The 20,114-nt window shown below is 60.9% G+C and carries 14 protein-coding genes; 4 read left to right on the top strand and 10 right to left on the bottom strand.

Annotated elements, in window-relative coordinates; all coding sequences use genetic code 11:
* Positions 1 to 49 precede the first annotated feature (49 nt).
* Positions 50 to 1,321: a stationary phase inducible protein CsiE gene (gene csiE / locus NV64_RS17555; protein WP_072166415.1), complete on the top strand. Its 1,272-nt coding sequence runs from the start codon at positions 50 to 52 to the stop codon at positions 1,319 to 1,321.
* A gap of 5 nt (positions 1,322 to 1,326) precedes the next feature.
* Here the strand turns inward: csiE and NV64_RS17560 are convergent, their stop codons facing one another.
* The 7 genes from NV64_RS17560 to purL all read right to left on the bottom strand — a co-directional run bounded on the left by NV64_RS17560 (position 1,327) and on the right by purL (position 13,765).
* On the bottom strand, positions 1,327 to 2,463 hold the full coding sequence (locus tag NV64_RS17560; protein ID WP_056238878.1) for a 3-phenylpropionate MFS transporter: 1,137 nt from the start codon (positions 2,461 to 2,463) through the stop codon (positions 1,327 to 1,329).
* Positions 2,464 to 2,618: 155 nt separating this feature from the next.
* On the bottom strand, positions 2,619 to 3,872 hold the full coding sequence (gene glyA, locus NV64_RS17565; RefSeq protein WP_056238875.1) for a serine hydroxymethyltransferase: 1,254 nt from the start codon (positions 3,870 to 3,872) through the stop codon (positions 2,619 to 2,621).
* Between the two features lie 423 nt (positions 3,873 to 4,295).
* A complete protein-coding gene (gene glnB / locus NV64_RS17570; RefSeq protein WP_056238873.1) occupies positions 4,296 to 4,634 on the bottom strand; it encodes a nitrogen regulatory protein P-II in 339 nt (112 codons plus the stop codon).
* A gap of 136 nt (positions 4,635 to 4,770) precedes the next feature.
* Complete coding sequence (gene glrR / locus NV64_RS17575) at positions 4,771 to 6,105, bottom strand: two-component system response regulator GlrR (RefSeq protein ID WP_056238869.1); 1,335 nt, start codon at positions 6,103 to 6,105, stop codon at positions 4,771 to 4,773.
* Positions 6,102 to 6,839 (bottom strand): two-component system QseEF-associated lipoprotein QseG, encoded by a 738-nt coding sequence (gene qseG, locus NV64_RS17580; protein ID WP_101506438.1) that lies wholly within the window; start codon positions 6,837 to 6,839, stop codon positions 6,102 to 6,104. The genes glrR and qseG overlap by 4 nt, the downstream gene beginning before the upstream one ends.
* Complete coding sequence (locus NV64_RS17585; RefSeq protein ID WP_082502372.1) at positions 6,839 to 8,269, bottom strand: HAMP domain-containing sensor histidine kinase; 1,431 nt, start codon at positions 8,267 to 8,269, stop codon at positions 6,839 to 6,841. Before NV64_RS17585 ends, qseG begins: the two co-directional genes overlap by 1 nt.
* Positions 8,270 to 9,883: 1,614 nt before the next feature.
* Positions 9,884 to 13,765, bottom strand: coding sequence for a phosphoribosylformylglycinamidine synthase (purL, locus tag NV64_RS17595; protein WP_056238859.1), 3,882 nt, complete (start codon positions 13,763 to 13,765; stop codon positions 9,884 to 9,886).
* Between the two features lie 268 nt (positions 13,766 to 14,033).
* Here purL and mltF point away from each other — a divergent pair, with 268 nt between their 5' ends.
* A complete protein-coding gene (gene mltF, locus NV64_RS17600; RefSeq protein ID WP_101506440.1) occupies positions 14,034 to 15,491 on the top strand; it encodes a membrane-bound lytic murein transglycosylase MltF in 1,458 nt (485 codons plus the stop codon).
* Here the strand turns inward: mltF and tadA are convergent, their stop codons facing one another.
* The 3 genes from tadA to murQ form a co-directional block, all read right to left on the bottom strand.
* Positions 15,492 to 16,001: a tRNA adenosine(34) deaminase TadA gene (tadA, locus tag NV64_RS17605; protein ID WP_101506441.1), complete on the bottom strand. Its 510-nt coding sequence runs from the start codon at positions 15,999 to 16,001 to the stop codon at positions 15,492 to 15,494.
* A gap of 176 nt (positions 16,002 to 16,177) precedes the next feature.
* On the bottom strand, positions 16,178 to 16,816 hold the full coding sequence (yfhb, locus tag NV64_RS17610; protein ID WP_056238848.1) for a phosphatidylglycerophosphatase C: 639 nt from the start codon (positions 16,814 to 16,816) through the stop codon (positions 16,178 to 16,180).
* 132 nt (positions 16,817 to 16,948) lie between these two features.
* Positions 16,949 to 17,842, bottom strand: a complete 894-nt coding sequence (murQ, locus tag NV64_RS17615; RefSeq protein ID WP_056238846.1) for an N-acetylmuramic acid 6-phosphate etherase — start codon at positions 17,840 to 17,842, stop codon at positions 16,949 to 16,951.
* A 292-nt stretch (positions 17,843 to 18,134) separates the two neighbouring features.
* On the opposite strand from murQ, the gene NV64_RS17620 reads away from it, so the two are divergent.
* Positions 18,135 to 18,875: a pentapeptide repeat-containing protein gene (locus tag NV64_RS17620; RefSeq protein WP_101506442.1), complete on the top strand. Its 741-nt coding sequence runs from the start codon at positions 18,135 to 18,137 to the stop codon at positions 18,873 to 18,875.
* A gap of 151 nt (positions 18,876 to 19,026) precedes the next feature.
* On the top strand, positions 19,027 to 19,866 hold the full coding sequence (locus NV64_RS17625; RefSeq protein WP_056238839.1) for a MurR/RpiR family transcriptional regulator: 840 nt from the start codon (positions 19,027 to 19,029) through the stop codon (positions 19,864 to 19,866).
* The last annotated feature ends 248 nt before the right edge of the window (positions 19,867 to 20,114 follow it).

The raw sequence follows: 20,114 nt of genomic DNA on the forward strand, positions 1-20,114 counted from the left end.
CGCGCGCTAACGCTATTCTTAGAGGAATAGTTAATTTCAGGGAGCGCCGATGATGAGTGAATGGCACCCCGCCGCCGCTATCCTGTCGAGCCCGCAGCGCCGCAGTCAGCTGATCCTGATGCTGTGCCTGCCTGGCCTTCCGGTCACGCTGGCGTCCGTCTGCCGGAATAACGGCGTCGATGACGCGCTGGCCCGGCAAGATATAGCGGAGGTGGCGCAGGAAATCCAGCGTTATCACCGCCTTGCTATCGCAGAGAATGCCGAGGGCCAGCTGGCGCTGAGCGGCACGCCGCTCGACCAGCGCTTATGCCTGTTGCACGGGCTGCGCCGCGCGCTGCGCCTGTCACCGGACTTTGTGCAGGGCTGGTTTGCGCAGCAGTTAAGGCAGCATCTGCTGAGCGGTCTGCCGGACAAGGCGCTGTACGACGAACGTAACCTGGGTGCGCTGATCGCCCACGCGGCGAAAACGCTGACCCGCCAGTTTAGCGAGCGTGACGGCCAGCTGATGCTGCTGTACCTGCAGTACGCGCTGGTGCACCGCAGCCCGCTGCAGTTAACCCCGGCGCAGCAGCGGTGGCTGGCGGCGAAAAACGAGTATACGCTGGCGCTGCAGATCGTCGCCTGCTGGCAAAAACGCGGCTGGCAGGCAACGGGAGAGTCGGACGCCGCACAGCTGGCGCTGCTGTTCAGCCAGCTGCATATGCCCAGCGCGGCCGCGCTGCTGGGGGATCACGAACGGCAGCTGCACGCGGCGGTGGAGCAGTTGATCGCGAACTTTGAACAGCTGGCCGGCATGCGTTTTCACCATCCGGCGGGGCTGAGCGAAAAACTCTACAGCCACCTGGCGCAGGCGCTGGAGCGCGGCCTGTTCGGCATCGGCATCGACGGCGACCTGACGGAAGATATCGCCAGCCACTATCCGCGCCTGATGCGTACCACCCGTGCGGCGCTGGCCGGCGTGGAACAGCAGTACGGGTTGCAGTTTTCGTCGGAGGAGCTGGGGCTGGTGGCGGTGATATTTGGTGCCTGGCTGATGCAGGACGGCGCATTACAGGAGAAGCAGGTGCTGCTGCTGACCGGCGACAACCCGCAGCTGGAGCAGCAGATCGAGCGCCAGCTGCGCGAGCTGACCCTGCTGCCAATCGCTATCCGCTATCTGGACGTCGTCGACTTTCAGCGCAGCAGCGCGCCAAAAGGCATCGCGCTGGTGATCACCCCCTACGCCACGCCGCTGCCGCTCTACTCACCGCCGCTGATCCACGCCGAGCTGCCGCTGGGCGAACACCAGCAGCTGAGCATCCGCGCGCTGCTGGAGTCCTGACGGGGCTACGCCACCTTCGGCCGCAGAAAAAGCGCCGGCACGACCAGCAGCGCCATCACCCAGAACATGCCCGCCTGCAGGTGCTGGAACAGCACGCCGCAGACCATGGTCATCAGCGCGATCCCGCCGCCCATTGCCAGCGCAGAATAGAGCGACTGCAGGCGGATCACCTCCGCCCCCTGCCGGGCGGCGATAAAGCGCATCGCTGCCAGGTGGCAGACGGTGAAGCTGCCGCAGTGCAGGATCTGCGCCGCGATCAGCCAGCCGAGATCGGTGGTGCTGGCCATAATGCTCCAGCGTACGATGCCGCTTACCGCCGACAGCAGCAGCAGATCGCGCGCCGACCAGCGGCGGAACAGGCGATGGCTGGCGGCGAAAATCACGATCTCCGCCACCACCCCCAGCGACCACAGATAGCCAACCACGCTGGCCGGGTAGCCCGCCTCCTGCCACCAGATTGCGCTGAAGCCGTAATAGGCGGCGTGCGCCCCCTGCATCAGCGTCACGCACAGCATAAAGCGCCAGACGGCGCTCTCCGTCAGCAGCGCCGTCCAGCGGGTCTGCCCCGCCGGGCCGCCCTGCTTCGCCTCGCCCTGCGGCATCACCGCCGGCTGCAGCAGCATGCCGAGGATCATCGCCCCGCTGCCGGCACAGAGCAGCACCAGAATCGCCTGGTACGAGAAGTGGCTGACCAGCACCCCGGTCAGCGCCGAGCTGATCACAAACGCCAGCGATCCCCACAGCCGCACCGGCCCGTAAGGCAGCGCGATCTGCCGCTGCCAGGTGGCGGCCAGCGCATCGCTGAGCGGCACCAGCGGCGAAAAGAACAGGTTAAAGCCGATCATCACCAGCAGCAGCCACAGCCACTGGCTGCCGAGCCAGAAGCCGGCGGCAAACAGCAGCGTCAATACCGCCAGCAGGCGCAGCGCGCCGACCAGCTTCGCCGGATCGTTAACGCGGGAGGCAATCAGCAGGCTGCCGGCGAAGCGGGCAACCAGGCCGCTGCCCAGCAGCAGGCCAATCTGCTCCGGCGACAGGCCGCGGCCTTTTAGCCACACCGCCCAGAACGGCAGGTAAACCCCATAGGCGAAGAAATAGGTGAAGTAGCTCAGCCCGAGCCAGTAGGTGGATCGTATCGTCATTTTCCCTCCGACAAAGTGCGGCTACTCTACACGCTGGCGGCGGATAAAAAAATAGCGGGACACTGGCGTGTCCCGCTATCTGTGGGGCAGCTTCCATAACGGAACCGCCCTGCCTCACCGGAGGCCTTATGCGTCCGGCCGGTGGGTTATCTCACTTACGCGTAAACCGGGAAGCGTGCGCAGATTTCCAGCACCTGCTTCTTGACGCGCTCGCTGACCGCTTCATCGCTGATATTGTCGAGAATATCGCTGATCCAGCCAGCCAGTTCACGCACTTCAGCTTCTTTGAAGCCGCGACGGGTCACCGCAGGAGAACCGATGCGGATACCGGAGGTGACAAACGGGCTCTTCGGATCGTTAGGCACGCTGTTTTTGTTGACGGTGATGTTGGCGCGGCCCAGGGCGGCGTCAGCTTCTTTACCGGTCAGGTTCTTGTCCACCAGGTCCAGCAGGAACAGGTGGTTATGCGTGCCGCCGGATACCACGTTGTAACCACGGGACAGGAACACCTCAACCATCGCTTTGGCGTTTTTTGCCACCTGCTGCTGGTAGGTTTTGAACTCCGGCTCCATCGCTTCTTTGAACGCCACCGCTTTACCAGCGATTACGTGCATCAGCGGGCCGCCCTGGCCGCCAGGGAAGACGGCTGAGTTCAGCTTTTTGTAGAAATCTTCGTCACCGCCTTTCGCCAGGATGATGCCGCCGCGCGGACCTGCCAGGGTTTTGTGGGTGGTAGAGGTGACGATATGGGCATGCGGTACCGGGTTCGGGTAGACGTCTGCGGCGATCAGGCCCGCCACGTGCGCCATATCCACGAACAGGTAAGCGCCAACCGAGTCTGCGATTTCACGCATTTTGGCCCAGTCGCACACGCCGGAGTAAGCAGAGAAGCCGCCAACGATCATTTTCGGCTGGTGCTGTTTCGCCAGCTCGGCCAGTTCGTTGTAGTCGATCTGACCGGTCTCATCGATGCCGTAAGGAATGACCTTATACAGTTTACCGGACAGGTTAACCGGGGAACCGTGGGTCAGGTGACCACCGTGCGCCAGGTTCATACCCAGAATGGTGTCGCCCGGCTGCAGCAGCGCGGTGTAAACCGCGAAATTAGCCTGAGAACCGGAGTGCGGCTGCACGTTAGCGTAGTCGGCACCGAACAGCTCTTTGGCACGGTCGATAGCCAGCTGCTCAACGATATCCACGTACTCACAGCCACCGTAGTAGCGCTTGCCCGGGTAACCTTCGGCGTATTTGTTGGTCAGCTGTGAGCCCTGAGCCTGCATCACGCGTGGGCTGGTGTAGTTTTCTGAAGCAATCAGCTCGATGTGCTCTTCCTGACGCACTTTCTCCTGCTCCATCGCCTGCCATAACTCGGCGTCGTAATCGGCAATGTTCATTTCACGCTTTAACATCTGCATCTCCTGACTCAACTGACTTTAAATAAGAAATGACCCCCTGAGGGGTGATGGGCAACAGTGTAAACTGTTTACCTACCCGTTGAATAGCATCAAAACTGCCTTTTTACGCAAACGATTGGCTCCAGTACTGGCAAGGGTTAGTTACGCTTTTTGCAACCCCTGATTTACGGATTTTTATTCATCTGCAGGATGCGGTTTTCCTATCCGCCGGGTGCGGCCTGCCGCTGAAAAAACAGTCATCACGCCAGAAAATGAGCGGGAAACTCAGCTCAGCCGCGTGAAATCAGCTTCGGTGGGTGAAGTGGAGTCTGGAGTCTGGGAGGATACAACAGAGAGTGGTCAGCAACGGCTTGCTAATCAGGCAACCGGCAAATCCAGCCCGGTGACCCGGGCTGACGCACTGGCGAGATTCAGCGATCAGATCGCCTCTTCGTCTTCCTCACCGGTACGAATGCGCACCACGCGCGCCACGTCGAAGACGAAGATTTTACCGTCGCCGATTTTGCCGGTCTGCGCGGTGTTCATGATGGTGTCGACGCAGGTGTCGACGATGTCGTCCGCCACCACGATCTCAATTTTCACCTTCGGCAGAAAATCGACCATGTACTCGGCGCCGCGGTACAGCTCGGTATGGCCCTTCTGGCGGCCAAAGCCCTTCACTTCGGTTACCGTCATCCCGGTGATGCCGACTTCCGCCAGCGCTTCGCGCACGTCATCCAGTTTGAACGGCTTGATAATTGCGTCAATCTTTTTCATGGCAGACCTTTTTCTTCCCGCCGCGTCCGGACGGGTATTCATATGAGTATTCACCGGACAGGTCACGCTTCGCGGTCTGTCTCTGCTCTGAGGCAGCTAAACTACCATATCCAGGGCGACTAACGGCACTGAAAAATTACTCTTTAAAGTCGGCGGCATCCAGTTCATGTCGCGAGAGCAGCTTATAGAACTCGGTGCGGTTGCGCCCGGCCAGCCGCGCGGCGTTAGTGACGTTGCCGCGGGTCATCTGCAGCAGCTTGCGCAGGTAGTTCAGCTCGAACTGGTTGCGCGCTTCGGCAAAGGTCGGCAGCGCGGTGTTCTCACCGGCCAGCGCCTGCTCCACCAGCGCGTCGCTGATGACCGGCGCGGAGGTCAGCGCCACGCACTGTTCGATCACGTTGACCAGCTGGCGCACGTTGCCCGGCCAGCTGGCGGCCATCAGCCGGCGCAGGGCGTCGGTGGAGAAGCTGCGCACAAAGGGTTTATGGCGTTCGGCGGCCTGCTTGAGCAGGTGGCCGGCCAGCAGCGGGATATCCTCCGCGCGCTCGTGCAGCGCCGGCAGCTTGAGGCTGACCACGTTAAGGCGGTAGTAGAGATCCTCACGAAACTCCTTCTTTTCCATCGCCTTCGGCAGGTCGCGGTGGGTGGCGGAGATAATGCGCACGTTGATATCCAGATCGCGGTTGCTGCCCAGCGGCCGCACTTTACGCTCCTGCAGCACGCGCAGCAGCTTGACCTGCAGCGCCTGCGGCATATCGCCTATCTCATCAAGAAACAGCGTGCCGCCCTCCGCGGCCTGGAACAGCCCTTCACGGCTGCTGACCGCGCCGGTAAACGCCCCTTTGGCGTGGCCGAACAGTTCGGACTCCAGCAGCTGTTCCGGCAGCGCGCCGCAGTTGATGGCGATAAAGGCGTTACCGGCGCGCGGGCTGGCGGCGTGGATCGCCTGCGCCAGCACCTCTTTGCCGGTACCGCTCTGGCCGTTGATCAGCACGCTGACGTCAGACTGCGCCACCATGCGCGCCTGCTCCAGCAGCCGCAGCATCAGCGGGCTGCGGGTGACAATCGCCTCGCTCCAGGCGTTATCGCTGCCCGGGGCGCGCTGCGCCAGCGCCTCATCAATCGCCTTGTACAGCGCATCGCGGTCGACCGGCTTGGTCAGGAAGCTGAACACCCCCTGACGGGTGGCGGCAACCGCGTCCGGGATTGAGCCGTGGGCGGTGAGAATAATCACCGGCATGCCCGGCTTCAGCCGCTGGATTTCGGTGAACAGCGCCATGCCGTCCATCTCATCCATCCGCAGATCGCTAATCACCAGGTCGAAGGTTTCCCGGTTCAGCAGCTTCAGCGCCTCCGGGCCGCTGGCGGCGGTGGTGACTAAAAAGCCTTCACTGCTCAGGCGCATCCCCAGCAGTTTCAGCAGCGAGGGGTCGTCGTCGACCAGCAACAGGCGGGCGGCGTGTTTGATCATGGGTTAGCATCCTCCCCGGTGGGGTTGCCCGGACGCGGGCTGCCTGCCGGCTCCGCGCGGTCGTCGGCGTGGCTGGTATCGCCGGCATCCGGCGCGCGGCGGGATGAGAGCTGACGTTCAATGTCGGTCAGGCTGTCGAGCTTGCGGCGGGTGTCCGCCAGCTGCTGGCTCTGGCTGCTGGCCTGCTGGCGCAGCGCGTCCAGCTGGGCGTCGCTGCTCTGCTGCAGATGGGCGTAACGCGTGCGCTCCGCAGAAAGCTGCAGCAGCGAGCCCTGCCCTTCCCGCCACAGCGTCAGCAGCGGACGCACGGCGGCCGGGTAATCGCTGCCGTAGCCGTCCAGCCGGTCAAGATACTGACGGCGCTCCACCGGCGTGACATTACCGTTATCCAGCAGTACCGCCTGTTTAAAGGTGCTCTGCCAGTTCTCAGCCGACCAGCGGTGCGCTTCGGCCCGGGCAGCAGCCGGTGACAGGCGCTCTGCGCAGTCCATCGCCCGCAGCCAGTAGAGCGGATTATGCATCGCAGCCGTATCGTTAAATGACCAGATCGACGCACAGCCGACCTGGTGATAATCCACCAGGGTGCTTTCCGGTGGCGATCCGGTATGAATAGCGTCAGCGCCGCTGCGCGAGGGGGTGTTGCAGCCGGCCAGCAGGCCGCTAAGCAGCGCCACGGCGCAGACCGCGCCGTGGCGCAGGCTCGGTAGTTGAAAAAGAGAAAGTGTCAGTCGCATTAAGATCCGTTCCCGGCGGTGCTATTCAGTTCGATACGAAAGCAGACGTCTGCCTTAGCGTGCTCTGCCAGCTGCAGGTCGCCCTGCAGGCGGTGCAGGCAATCCCTGGCAATACTCAGGCCCAGCCCGCTGCCCTTCACAGCGCCTTTGCGCTGCAGGTTGCCCTGGAAGAAGGGTTCAAAGATCATCGCCCGCTCGCCATAGGGAATCGGCGTGCCGCTGTTGGCCACGTCGATAATCACCCGATCGCCCTGCTGGCGGCTGCTGATCCAGATGGTGCCGGACTCTGCGCCGTAGTGTAGCGCATTGGAGTAAAGATTATCGATGGCGCGCAGTAACAAAGTCGGTTCGGCCATGCAGGCGGCGGCCTGCAGGTCTGTTTCGGTGCGCATCGATTTGGCGCGGGCGGTCAGGCTGTGGGTGGTGATAAGCTGCTCAATCATCGGCGCCAGCGTCACCGGCTCCAGCACCGCCGGGCCGTCGGCCAGCTTGCGGTTGTAGTCGAGCAGCTGTTCAATCAGCCGCTGCAGATGGCGGCTGCTGTCGTCGAGAATGCTGACCACCTCACGCTGGTCAGCGGTCAGCGGCCCGGCCACGCCGTCGGCCAGCAGTTCGGTGCCTTCGCGCATGCTGGCCAGCGGCGTTTTCAGCTCGTGGGAGATATGCCGCAGGAACTCGTGGCGCTGCGCCTCCAGCCAGGCGAGGCGCTCGCTCAGCCACAGGATGCGCTGCGCCAGCGAACGGATCTCACGCGGCCCTTTAAAGGCGAAGCTCTGGCCGAGAGGCTTCCCCTCCCCCAGCCGGTTAATCATCCGCTCCACCGCCTTCACCGGCCCGATAATCATCCGCGTGCAGAGCAGCACCAGCCCGAGGCTGAGCAGAAACAGCGTCAGCGCCTGCCAGCCGAAGAACTGGCCGCGATCGGCAATTTCGCGCTGTAACTGCAGTCCACGGGCAAACACCACTTCGCGGGTAGTCTGCACCAGCTGTACGTTAGCCTGCGAGAACGCCTCCAGCGCGTCGCCCGCTTCCCTGACCGGGCCGCTGGTGGTGCAGTGCAGCTGGCTGAGCAGGGTCAGGTTCTGCCGCAGGCTCTGGTAGGTCGACATATCCGGCAGCACCTGGGCGTGGGCGTCCAGCATCTGTGAGTAGCGACTGCGCTGGGTCTGATAGAGGCGCGCCAGCATCGGGTCATCCAGCACGCAGTACTGGCGGTAGCTGCGTTCCAGCTCCAGCGCGGTGCGCGCCATCGCCTCGCTACGGCGCACGTCGGTCAGCGTGGTGCGGTTGGTGTCCGCCGCCCGCTCGCTCAGCGCGGAGAGGCTCTCCCACGCCTGCCAGGCCAGCACCAGCAGCGGCAGCAGCACCAATAAGAACGCCATCAGCACCAGCTGACGCAGGGAACGCGGGAACAGACGCCAACTTTTCACGGGGAGATCTCGTCGTCAACAAAACAGCGATGCTAACGGAGAGCGGCGGCGGAGGGAAGTGCGCTGGCCGGAGAGCGGAGAATAAATATCTACCCGTTTAGCAAATGATGAAGAGTGTAGATTAACCAGGTCGTATGGCCCGGATTCCCTGAAGATAATTTCCCCCTCAACACAGCCCTGTCAGGACTCTGTCCTGATAAACACCCTCATCTTTTTCGTATTATAGCTATTGCACAAAGCCATCACTCACCTTAAATTCGAGTTCCTGCCAGCAGGCAGGGTGAACTTAAAAAAATATAAGGATATTAATATGAGAAATTTAGACACTAAAAAATTAAAGCGGTCTCAGGTGCGCGTGCAAACCCTACCTACCCACGAAACCCAAACGATCCTAACGTGATTAATTGCAATAATGGCATCATCGGAGGGATAATTGCAGGCTCAGTGGGTGGCCTGCCTGGTATGGCGCTTGGGTTGGTAGGTGGCGCACTGGCTGGCGGTTGTTTCACTCACTGATATGGTTATCTGATAATGCAGTTTCAATGATTAAAATTCTCTTCTGGTGCACCAGGAGGGAATATGAGGTCGAAATATGGGAACATTAATTAAAACTCTCAGTATTTTTATCGGTATCCTGGTTGGTTCCTGTTTGCTTAGTGGTGCTGGCATAATATTTGAAAGCTGGTACAAATTCCCAGCAAATTTCTCCCGCTTCGTTATCATGCTAATAATTTATTATTTTTTTGCCCAATCAGGGGTATACATTTATAAAAAAATATTTCAGTCAAAAGAAAACGTATGTGATAGTAAAAAATAAAAAAACTAAACATCATTTTATCTTTCCAGATCCAGAATTACCCCCACAGATGAACTGACTCGCCTCTTCACGTGGTGTTTATTTAGTCGGTACCACATCATTTTGCGCTGATGATCTTGAGTAAACATCTTATGTAATGTCGGTCATTGCACCGCAATAAAAAAATGGCCGGTTCAGTGAACCGGCCATCGGTGCCGCGACGGCTTACCATCGCGGCGGAAGAGGTGGTGCCTAACTCAACGTTTCGTCCGATGCTTGATAACGTCACAGAGTGAACGATTATCGGTGGGGTGGACGGCAGGCACCGTTTTGTGCGTCATTCGGGATGTTATGAGCTACTAGTCCGCTTGCGCAGGGCTGTCATAACCAGGTGAATGAGCCACTGAAGGTATTATAGCAATTGGCGTGCCAGTTTTGCAATAAGTGTAGTAACACCCTGTTAAACGGTGACTTATGTCATTTCAGCTGCTCATCACCCTGCTCATTGCCTTCTGATTTCGGTGACGACTGTCGCTGCAAAGCAACGCATTGCCAACCAGGAAAAACTCCGCCATTAAATTCAACAGGTTAAATGTCACCATATGACGACACTCCGGTTAACAGAGTGTCGCTAAAGAGTAACATGGCTTAATCAACCGTCCGCGCGTCAACATCGATCCGCAGCACTGCGATTCACCCGCTTATCTTCAGCACTATCAGAATCAACGCATGCTGAGGGAGCGGGACCCGCCGGGCGATGCTGAAACCGAAACCAATAAAAAGGCCGGGTTTCCCCGGCCTTCCTGTTAGCGGGTTAATTAACCCAGCTGTTTACGCGCATTGCGGAAAATGCGCATCCACGGGCTGTCCTCGCCCCACTCGGTTGGGTGCCAGGAGTTGCTGACGGTACGGAACACGCGCTCCGGGTGTGGCATCATAATGGTCACGCGGCCGCTTTCGTTGGTGACAGCGGTAATGCCGTTCGGGGAGCCGTTCGGGTTGGCCGGATACTGCTGGGTGACCTTACCGAAGTTGTCCACGAAGCGCAGCGCCACCAGGCCTTTAGCTTCCAGCTGTGCCAGGTGCGCATCGCTGCGCACTTCCACAAAGCCTTCACCGTGGGAAACGGCGATCGGCATACGGGAACCGGCCATGCCGTCCAGCAGCAGTGACGGGCTGGCCGCCACTTCCACCAGGCTGAAGCGGGCTTCAAAACGCTCGGACTGGTTACGCACAAAGCGCGGCCACTCTTCGCTGCCCGGGATCAGCTCGCGCAGGTTAGACATCATCTGGCAGCCGTTACAGACGCCCAGCGCCAGCGTCTGCGGGCGGTGGAAGAAGGTTTCGAACTCGTCGCGCACGCGGGCGTTGAACAGGATCGATTTCGCCCAGCCTTCACCGGCACCCAGCACGTCACCGTAGGAGAAGCCGCCACAGGCGACCAGCGCCTGCATATCGGCCAGGCCACGACGGCCGGCCAGCAGGTCGCTCATATGCACGTCAACCGCGTCAAAACCGGCGCGGTGGAAGGCGGCCGCCATCTCCACGTGGGAGTTAACGCCCTGCTCACGCAGCACCGCCACTTTCGGACGGGCACCGGTAGCGATAAACGGCGCGGCGATATCTTCCTGCGGTGCGAAGCTCAGGGAAACGTTCAGGCCCGGATCGTTATCATCCAGCTTGGCGGCGTGTTCCTGATCGGCACATTCCGGGTTGTCGCGCAGGCGCTGCATCTGCCAGGTGGTCTCGGCCCACCAGGTACGCAGGGTGGTACGGCTTTCGCTGTACACCGCAGAGTCACCGGAGGCGATCACAAAGCGGTCGCCCTGCGTCGCCTGGCCCAGCACGTGGACGCAGTCCGCGAGGCCGTGTTCAGCAAACACCGCCAGCACCGCGTCGCGGTCGGCGGCGGCAACCTGAATCACCGCGCCCAGCTCTTCGTTAAACAGCGCAGCCAGGCTGTCGCTGCCCAGCGCGGCGATATCCACGTTGATGCCGCAGTGGCCGGTAAAGGCCATCTCGGCCAGCGTCACCAGCAGGCCGCCGTCGGAGCGGTCATGGTAGGCCAGCAGTTTGCCGTCGGCTACCAGCGCCTGGATAGCGTGCCAGAAACCGGCCAGCTGCTGCACGTCGCGCACGTCGGCCGGCTTATCGCCCAGCTGGCGGTAAACCTGCGACAACGCGGTAGCGCCCAGCGCGTTGACGCCGCGGCCGAGGTCGATCAGCAGCAGGCTGTTATCTACGGTCTGCAGCTGCGGGGTCACGGTTTTGCGCACGTCTTCCACACGGGCAAAGGCGGTGATCACCAGCGACAGCGGCGAGGTCATCTCGCGCTGCTCGGTGCCCTGCTGCCAGCGGGTTTTCATCGACATCGAGTCTTTGCCCACCGGAATGGTGATGCCCAGCGCCGGGCAGAGCTCTTCGCCCACCGCTTTCACCGCTTCGTACAGGCCAGCGTCTTCACCCGGGTGGCCGGCAGCGGCCATCCAGTTTGCCGACAGCTTAACGCGGGTCAGCGGGCCAATTTCGGTGGCGGCGATGTTGGTCAGCGCTTCACCGACGGCCAGGCGGCCGGAGGCGGCGAAGTCAAGCAGCGCTACCGGGGCACGTTCGCCCAGCGCCATCGCTTCACCGTGGTAGCTGTCGAGGCTGGCGGTGGTGACCGCACAGTTGGCCACCGGGATCTGCCACGGGCCGACCATCTGGTCGCGGGCGACCATACCGGTTACCGAGCGGTCGCCGATCGAGATCAGGAAGGTCTTCTCGGCCACGGTCGGCAGGTGCAGCACGCGGTTAACCGCATCGGCAATCGAGATGCCGTTACGCACCAGCGGTTGCCCCTGAACCTGCAGCGTGGAGACGTCGCGGGTCATTTTTGGCGTTTTGCCCAGCAGCACGTCGAGCGGCATATCGATCGGCGTGTTGTCGAAATGGCTGTCGGCCAGCGACAGGTGCATCTCTTCGGTGGCTTCACCGATCACCGCGTACGGCGCGCGCTCGCGCTGGCACAGCTCGTCGAACAGCGCCAGGCTCTCCGGCGCAACCGCCAGCACGTAGCGCTCCTGCGATTCGTTACACCACACTTCCAGCGGGCTCATGCCCGGCTCGTCGTTGAGGATATCACGCAGGTTGAAACGGCCACCGCGCTCGCCGTCGCTGACCAGCTCCGGCATGGCGTTAGACAGGCCGCCCGCTCCAACGTCGTGGATAAACAGAATCGGGTTGGCTTCGCCCAGCTGCCAGCAGCGGTCGATCACTTCCTGGCACCGACGCTCCATTTCCGGGTTGTCGCGTTGCACCGAGGCGAAGTCGAGGTCGGCGTCAGACTGGCCGGAGGCCATAGAGGAGGCCGCGCCGCCGCCGAGGCCGATATTCATCGCCGGGCCACCCAGCACGATCAGCTTCGCGCCGACGGTGATTTCGCCCTTCTGCACGTGGTCGGCACGGATATTACCGATACCGCCCGCCAGCATGATCGGCTTATGGTAGCCGCGCAGCTCTTCGCCGTTGTGGCTGGTGACGCGCTCTTCGTAGGTACGGAAGTAGCCGTTCAGCGCCGGGCGACCGAATTCGTTGTTAAACGCGGCACCGCCCAGCGGCCCTTCAGTCATGATGTCCAGCGCGGTGACGATGCGGTCCGGTTTGCCAAAATCCTCTTCCCACGGCTGTTCAAAGCCAGGGATACGCAGGTTCGACACCGAGAAACCGACCAGGCCGGCTTTCGGTTTGGCACCGCGCCCGGTGGCGCCTTCGTCACGAATTTCGCCACCGGAACCGGTGGCAGCACCCGGCCACGGCGAAATCGCGGTCGGGTGGTTGTGGGTTTCCACCTTCATCAGGATATGGGTCTCTTCCTGGTGGAAGTCATACCCGCCCTGCGGATCGGCGTAGAAACGGCCGACCTTCGAGCCTTCCATTACCGCGGCGTTGTCTTTATAGGCCGACAGCACGTGGTCCGGGGTTTTCTCGAAGGTGTTTTTGATCATCTTAAACAGCGACTTCGGCTGCACCTGACCGTCAATCACCCAGTCGGCGTTGAAGATCTTATGGCGGCAGTGCTCAGAGTTGGCCTGAGCAAACATATACAGCTCGATGTCGTTCGGGTTGCGCCCCAGTTTTTCAAACGCCGCCAGCAGGTAGTCGATCTCGTCGTCCGCCAGCGCCAGGCCCAGTTTGATGTTCGCCTGTACCAGCGCGTCGCGGCCGGCACCCAGCACGTCAACGCTCTGTACCGGCGCCGGCTGATGCTGAGCAAACAGCTGCTCAGCGTCGCTCAGCTCGCTGAACACGGTTTCCATCATGCGGTCGTGCAGCGCCGCGGACAGCTGCGCCCACTGCGCGTCGGTCAGCTCGGCCTTCACGTAGAACGCCAGGCCGCGCTCCAGGCGCAGCACCTGCGGCAGGTCACAGTTATGGGCGATATCGGTGGCTTTGGACGACCACGGAGAGATGGTGCCTGGACGCGGGGTCACCAGCAGCAGGCGGCCTTCCGGGGTATGCTCAGCGAGAGAGGGACCGTACTTCAGCAGGCGCTGCAGGCGCGCCTTTTCATCCGCACTCAGCGGTGCGCTGACGTCAGCGAAATGGACATACTCGGCGTAAATATCACTCACCGGCAGGTGAGCGTCCTGAAAGCGGGTCAGCAGTTTGTTAATACGAAATGCCGACAGAGCGGGCGAACCACGCAGAATTTCCATCATTAAGATCTCTCGTCTCGAAGCGCCGGGCGACGCTTCATTGGGCGCAACAGGGAAAACGGGCGCTATTATAGAGAATTCCCCGCCGTTACGAAACCGTTTGCGCAGAATTTCATGCCGTGCAGAATTGACTGAAAATTACACAATCCAGGTGGATTTCTGTTGCGCCCCGCCGCCGAGTTGAGCAGAATGCCCCACGCTCAGGCCGAATTTCGACCCCATAAAACTGCTAAATAAGACAGATACCTGAGAACCATCGAGAGATAACTATTTGAAACGCCTAAAATTTAACTATCTTCTGATCGGGCTGATCACCGTGCTGCTCGCGCTGGCGCTGTGGCCGGCGATCCCCTGGTATGGCGGTGCCACCGACCGTATCGGGCAGATCAAATCGCGGGGCGTGCTGCGCGTCAGCACCATAAATTCTCCGCTTACCTGGTACACCGTCAACAAATCACCGGCCGGTATGGATTACGAGCTGGCAAAACGCTTTGCCGATTACCTCGGCGTGAAGCTGGAAGTGACCGTCCGTCCGAACCTGAGCGATCTGTTTGACGATCTGGAAGATGACAAAGCTGACGTGCTGGCGGCCGGTCTGATTTACAACCACGACCGGCTGACGCGCTTCCAGACCGGTCCCTCCTACTATTCGGTGTCGCAGCAGCTGGTGTACCGCATGGGCGCTGCGCGGCCTAAGAACCCGGGGGATCTTAAAGGCCGGCTGGTCGCCGCCTCCGGCTCGGCCTACCTGTCAACGCTGCGCGATATGAAGAGCAATCAGTACCCGGATCTCGACTGGGCGATCGCCACCGACCGCACCCCGCAGCAGCTGCTGGAGGCGGTGGCAGACGGCAAGCTGGATTACACCGTGGCGGATTCGGTGACCATCGCGCTGATGCAGCGTATCCATCCGCAGCTGGCCGTCGCCTTTGATATCACCGACGAAGAGCCGGTCACCTGGTATGTGCAGGATGAGAAAGACGACAGCCTCAACGCCGCGATGCTCGACTTCTTTAATATGATGGGCGAAGAGGGATCGATGGCGCGGCTGGATGAGAAGTATCTCGGCCACGTTGGCACCTTTGACTACGTCGACACCCGTACCTTCCTGCGGGCGATTGACGGCACCCTGCCGGACATTAAACCGCTGTTCGAGAAGTATGCGCAGAATATTGACTGGAAACTGCTGGCGGCGATCGCCTACCAGGAGTCGCACTGGAACCCGCAGGCCACCTCACCGACCGGGGTGCGCGGCATGATGATGCTGACGCGTAACACCGCCGACAGCGTCAGCGTGAAGGACCGCACCGACCCGGAGCAGAGCATCCGCGGCGGCAGCGTCTACCTGCAGCGGCTGATGGAGAAGGTGCCGGACAGCATCCCTGAAGATGAGCGCATCTGGTTTGCGCTGGCCGCCTACAATATGGGCTTCGCGCATATGCTCGACGCACGTAAACTGACGGATAAGCAGAACGGCAACCCGGACAGCTGGGCCGATGTCAAACTGCGCCTGCCGATGCTCAGCCAGAAACGCTACTACAGCCAGACCGCCTACGGCTTTGCGCGCGGCCACGAAGCCTATGCCTATGTGGAGAATATCCGCAAATATCAGCTGAGCCTGGTGGGTTATCTGGACGACCAGGAGCGCAAGCTGGCACAGAAGGCGGCTACCGAAGCCGAACTCGGCAGCGGTTACCCGGCGGTCGCACCGCAGCTGGCGATGAACTGATCAGTCCGCTGACGACGTGCCCTGCTGCTGCTGCTGGCGCAGCGCCTTTTTCTCGGCGCGACGCTGGCGGAAAAAGTCGCTGAGCATTGCGGCACACTCCTCTGCCAGCACCCCTTCATCGACCTGCACCTGGTGGTTCATACCCGGATGACTGAGCACGTCGATCAGCGAGCCGGCCGCGCCGGTTTTAGCATCGCGCGCGCCAAATACCAGCCGCCCTACCCGGCCGTGCACCATCGCCCCGGCGCACATCACGCAGGGCTCGAGGGTGACGTAGAGGGTAGTATCCAGCAGGCGGTAGTTTTCAATCACCTTCCCGCCCTGGCGCAGCGCCATAATCTCGGCGTGGGCGGTCGGATCGTGGTGGCCAATCGGCCGGTTCCAGCCCTCACCTATCACCCGCCCTTCATGCACCAGCACCGCACCGACCGGCACCTCGCCCTCCTGCCAGGCACGGCGGGCCAGCGTCAGCGCATGACGCATCCAGAATTCATCGTTATTGTCGCTCACCCGCGTCTCCAGCAAAAAAAAGCGCGACAGTATACCTTAAATAGTAAGGGTACTGCCCCGCCGTCAGCCGGATAATTTTGTCTGCCAGCGCACCGGCAGTGCCAGGCTGTAACAAACGTAAGGGCAGCTAAGATGCAGCTGACGCAGGGCAGGTCATAAAGAAGCTGCCGTAGCCTTTACTCCAGCTGCTGTAGCTGACCGGTCGGCGTTACGCGGAAGCGGTGCTGGCAGAAGAACAGCAGCGGGTTATCCTGCTTGCTGTCGCTGTAGCCGCTGTAAAGCTGCAGCGGCGTGCCGATCTGTTCCTCAAGCTGTGCCACCTTCTCATGGCCGAGGCAGCGCATCGCCAGTACGCGGCCACCGCGGGCGGCCACCATCTGGCTGGCGATCAGCTTTACTTTGGGCAGAAACGCCGAGTCAAAATAGACCTGTTCCACCAGCGTCTGCGGTGAGCCGGTAATTAACCAGACGTCGGCATCGTCGCTGTTAAGGTAGTCGGTCAGGCGCTGCTGCACCACCGGAAAGGCGGTCACCCGCTGGCGGAACCAGGCGGCAAACTGCTTTTCACGCTGCAGCAGCCGGGATTCGCTGTGGCCAAAGGTGATCGCCCACAGCAGCAGGCTCATCGGCCAGCGCGCCGCACGGCCTTTCAGCAGCAGCGCCGCGCCAGTCACCGGCAGCAGCGGCAGTACCAGCAGCAGGTTAAGCGGCTGACGCCACAGCAGCCAGCGCATGTACGTGCCAAACATATCCTGCTGGTGCAGGGTACCGTCTAAATCAAAAAAAATTACGCGTCGTTCCCGACCAGTCGTCAAACCATGCTCCTCAGGGGTTAAGTCCCTTCCGCTGCGCGAACCAACGCCGCTACCGATGATATTCAGCCACGCAGCAGGCGGTGAAAATACTGAACGGCAACATTAGCATAGCCAATCAGCACGCGGTCTGCTTTATGCCTGCAGCGCCGCCCGCAGAAAACCGTGATGCTGAGCCAGCCGGCGTTCAGCTTCCCCGGCGCTGATATCTGCGAGGATCATCAGGATCGCAGTCTTCACCTGGCTGCCGGCCTGCTGTAAGGCCGCCCGCGCCTGTTCAGCGTCACAGCCGGTGGCTTCGATCACCATGCGCTGCGCGCGATCCACCAGCTTGACGTTGGTGGCCTGCATATCCACCATCAGGTTCTGATAGACCTTGCCAACCCTGACCATCGCGCCGGTGGAGATCATATTCAGCACCAGCTTCTGCGCGGTGCCGGACTTCAGCCGCGTCGAACCGGTCAGCGCTTCAGGGCCGACCACCGGCGAGATGGCGATGGCGGCTTCGCGGGCAATTGGCGAGTCCGGGTTACAGGAGACGGCGGCGGTGGCGCAGCCGAGCTGGCGGGCGTAGCGCAGCGCGCCGATCACATAAGGGGTACGCCCCGAGGCGGCGAGGCCGACCACCATATCCTGCGGCGTCAGGTTTAACGCCTGCAGGTCGCTGGCCCCCAGCTGCGGGTCATCTTCTGCCCCTTCCACCGCTTTCAGTAGCGCGCCGGGGCCACCGGCGATCAGTCCAATCACCAGGCCGTGCGGCACGCCGAAGGTTGGCGGGCATTCGGAGGCATCCAGCACGCCCAGCCGGCCGCTGGTGCCCGCGCCGGTATAGATCAGACGTCCGCCCGACGCCAGCGCCGCCGCCGCCGCATCCACCGCCTCGGCCACCTGCGGCAGCGTAATACCCACCGCCGCGGCCACCGTAGCGTCCTGCTGATTAAATTTGGTCACCATTGCCAGCGTCGACAGACTGTCGAGATCGAGCGTGTCCGGGTTTCGCGTTTCTGAGACCAGCGCACCGAGATTCATTGTTTCCCCTTACTGAGCTTTTTCGATTCTTTCAGGAATAATATTATGGAATATTTAATTCCCTGAGACGAGGACTTTCTGCGCGGCGGTGGAAAAAATGCAGTTGAGGGAAGGCAAAGACGGGGAAGAGCCGGGTAGCGGGCGGACTGGCATAAACGGCGCGGGTATAACGGCGAACTCTGCATAAAAGTGTCCAGAATCGCTGTTGTTTGCGATCGGCCCTTTTCGTATAACCGCTTTTCACTCCTTCGGGCAACCCTGCCCACGCGCCATACTATAGCGGAAATCCTTCATGTTTATGAACTCTGTTCACCAGGGGGCGAATGCATTCGCCTTCAGCAACCGTATTATCACCGCAGAAAGCCACCGTCTGAGCCGTGCCAGCGGAACCTCACGCATTGAACACTGCACCCTGACCCAGGTTCACCTCGACTGCACTAATGCGGTCAACGCCGGTTCGCTGATTACGGTCGATAGCAGCCGCCTCAGCGACTGTACGCTGCAAACCACCGGTGCACTGGCAATCGCTCACGGCCATATGCAGCGCTGCCGGCTGAGCGTAGAGGGGCTACTGCGCATCACGGCCAGCCACCTGCGCTGCTGCTACCTGCGGCTGCAGCCTGGTAGCGGGCTGATCGTTGAGGATAATGACTGCGACGTGCTGAACATCGACGGTACCGGTGGTTTTAGCCACACCTTTACTCTGCAGGGGCTGTTTACCCGCAGCCGCTTTAAGGGCCTGCTGATCGCCGGGGGCCAGTTGCAGGCGATCTTTTACCGCACGCTGTGGCGGGACACGCTGGTGCGCCACAGCGTGCTGAACCACTCGCTGTTTAACCGCTGCGTGCTCGACGACCTGCGTTTTCACGACTGCAGCTTTAGCGGCAGTACTTTTTCCCACTGTGAAACCGGGCAGAAACCGCTGGTGTTTGAGCGCTGCGATCTGCGCGGCTGCCGCTTTATTCAGATCCACCCGCGCCAGTGCCGTTTTATCGATTGCCGTGGAATCAGCGCTGCTTCCTTTACCCTGTAAACGGCTTCCGGCGCTGACCGCCGCCATGAAATGAGAAATTTCACGTGTTTAATCATGGAATCTGTCAAACAGGGGGTTAGACTTAGGGTGCCGCCTGTTATCATTACAGATAATTCAATACGATGGACCCGCGTTCGCGAGAGGAAATGAGATGAGTTCACTGCTGCGTATTCGTCAGCTGTATCCCAGCCTGGCTTTGAATGAGCGTCGCCTGGCGGATTATCTGCTGTCGCAGCCGGACCGTGCCCGCCACCTGAGTTCGCAGAAGCTGGCCGATGAGTCGGGCGTCAGCCAGTCCAGCGTGGTTAAGTTCGCGCAGAAGCTGGGTTATAAGGGCTTTCCGGCGCTGAAGATGGCGCTGAGCGAGTCGCTGTCAGACAAAGAGGCGATCACCGTACATAACCACATCCTCAGCGACGATTCGCTGAAGGTGGTCGGTGAAAAACTCTTTACCGAGAAACAGTCGGCGATCCGCGCCACGCTGGATATCAACAGCGAGGAGATGCTACTGGAGACGCTGCGCCTGCTGAAGAACGCCAACCGTATCGTGCTGGTCGGCATTGGTGCCTCGGGGCTGGTGGCGAAGGACTTCTCGTGGAAGCTGATGAAGATCGGCATCAGCGCGGTGGCCGAGCAGGATATGCACGCGCTGCTGGCCAGCGTGCAGGCGCTGGCGCCGGGCGACGTGCTGCTGGCGATCTCCTACACCGGTGAGCGGCGCGAGATCAATCTGGCGGCGCAGGAAGCCCAGCGCATCGGAGCCACGGTGCTGGCCTTTACCGGCTTTACCCCTAACACCCTGCAGCAGTCGGCGAGCCACTGCCTTTACACGGTGGCCGAAGAGCAGACCACGCGCAGCGCGGCGATCTCCTCCACTACCGCTCAGCTGGCGCTGACCGACCTGCTGTTTATGGCGCTGGTACAGCGCGATCCGGAACGCGCCTCCAGCCATATTCGCCACAGCGAAGCGCTGGTGAAGAAGCTGATTTAACTAACTTAAATACTTTAGCCTACTATTTATACAACTCAACTTACCAGACCGTCGCTATACGGATAGCGCGGTCTGCAGCGAAGAGACCAACAGCCAGGCCTCACATTAAACGGTACAGTTGATTCCGCATAATTGTGTCCTTAGCACCTGCAACAGGCGTGCTCCCGCGTCACTACCCCGTCTGCACCGACTTGCTGATTGAGACCGATATCCACATCGTCATGTTCAAAGACAGGATATGTCTGAAT

Origin of the sequence: Erwinia sp. B116, assembly GCF_002865965.1 — a bacterium.
Lineage (GTDB): Bacteria > Pseudomonadota > Gammaproteobacteria > Enterobacterales > Enterobacteriaceae > Erwinia.